General features: G+C 57.8%; 1 rRNA gene. It reads right to left on the minus strand.

What is annotated here, in order from left to right:
• Positions 1–91 precede the first annotated feature (91 nt).
• Positions 92–1,625 (minus strand): 23S ribosomal RNA (locus tag BLS70_RS21115); the annotation flags it as partial.

The following is a 1,625-nucleotide window of genomic DNA, read 5'->3' on the forward strand; positions in this document are numbered from 1 at the left end:
GACCTGGTTCGTGCGTTCAGAACCGCACAGTGGACGCGAAGCAATCTTCGTTAATTGACCCTGACCTGCACGACAGCCCGAGTGGGTGTGTGTGGTCAAGCCCTCGGCCTATTAGTACCGGTCAGCTCCACACCTTGCGGTGCTTCCACTTCCGGCCTATCAACCCGCTGGTCTGGGCGGGGGCCTTACCCGGTTAACCCGGTGAGAGACCTCATCTTGAAGCGAGCTTCCCGCTTAGATGCTTTCAGCGGTTATCCCTGCCGAACGTAGCTAACCAGCAGTGCACCTGGCGGTACAACTGGCACACCAGAGGTTCGTCCGTCCCGGTCCTCTCGTACTAGGGACAGCTCTTCTCAAGTCTCTTACGCGCACGGCGGATAGGGACCGAACTGTCTCACGACGTTCTAAACCCAGCTCGCGTACCGCTTTAATGGGCGAACAGCCCAACCCTTGGGACCTACTCCAGCCCCAGGATGCGACGAGCCGACATCGAGGTGCCAAACCATCCCGTCGATATGGACTCTTGGGGAAGATCAGCCTGTTATCCCCGGGGTACCTTTTATCCGTTGAGCGACACCGCTTCCACATGCCGGTGCCGGGTCACTAGTCCCAGCTTTCGCTCCTGCTCGACCCGTCGGTCTCACAGTCAAGCTCCCTTGTGCACTTGCACTCGACACCTGATTGCCAACCAGGCTGAGGGAACCTTTGGGCGCCTCCGTTACATTTTGGGAGGCAACCGCCCCAGTTAAACTACCCACCTGACACTGTCCCTGATCCGGATCACGGACCGAAGTTAGACATCCAATTCGACCAGAGTGGTATTTCAACGGCGACTCCACGAACACTGGCGTGCCCGCTTCGCAGTCTCCCACCTATCCTACACAAGCCGAACCGAACACCAATATCAAGCTATAGTAAAGGTCCCGGGGTCTTTCCGTCCTGCCGCGCGTAACGAGCATCTTTACTCGTAGTGCAATTTCGCCGAGCCTGTGGTTGAGACAGCTGAGAAGTCGTTACGCCATTCGTGCAGGTCGGAACTTACCCGACAAGGAATTTCGCTACCTTAGGATGGTTATAGTTACCACCGCCGTTTACTGGCGCTTGAGTTCTGAGCTTCGCCCCGAAGAGCTAACCCGTCCCCTTAACGTTCCAGCACCGGGCAGGCGTCAGTCCGTATACATCGTCTTACGACTTCGCACGGACCTGTGTTTTTAGTAAACAGTCGCTTCTCACTGGTCTCTGCGGCCACCCACCGCTACCCCGCGCAAGGCGGTTGACAGTAGATGGCCCCCCTTCTCCCGAAGTTACGGGGGCATTTTGCCGAGTTCCTTAACCACAGTTCGCTCGATCGCCTTGGTATTCTCTACCTGACCACCTGAGTTGGTTTGGGGTACGGGCCGCTCGGAACTCGCTAGAGGCTTTTCTCGGCAGCATAGGATCATCCAATTCGCCTCATTCGGCTATGCGTCAGGTCTCACCCTCGTGCGGGACGGATTTGCCTACCCCGCGGGCCACACCCTTGCACCGGTACTACCACTCACCGGTAGGACTACCTTCCTGCGTCACCCCATCGCTTGCCTACTACCAGTCCGGGTCCCAGCCTCCCCACCTCAACCCACAAGGGG

This window comes from Blastococcus aurantiacus, from assembly GCF_900102425.1.
GTDB lineage: Bacteria > Actinomycetota > Actinomycetes > Mycobacteriales > Geodermatophilaceae > Blastococcus > Blastococcus aurantiacus.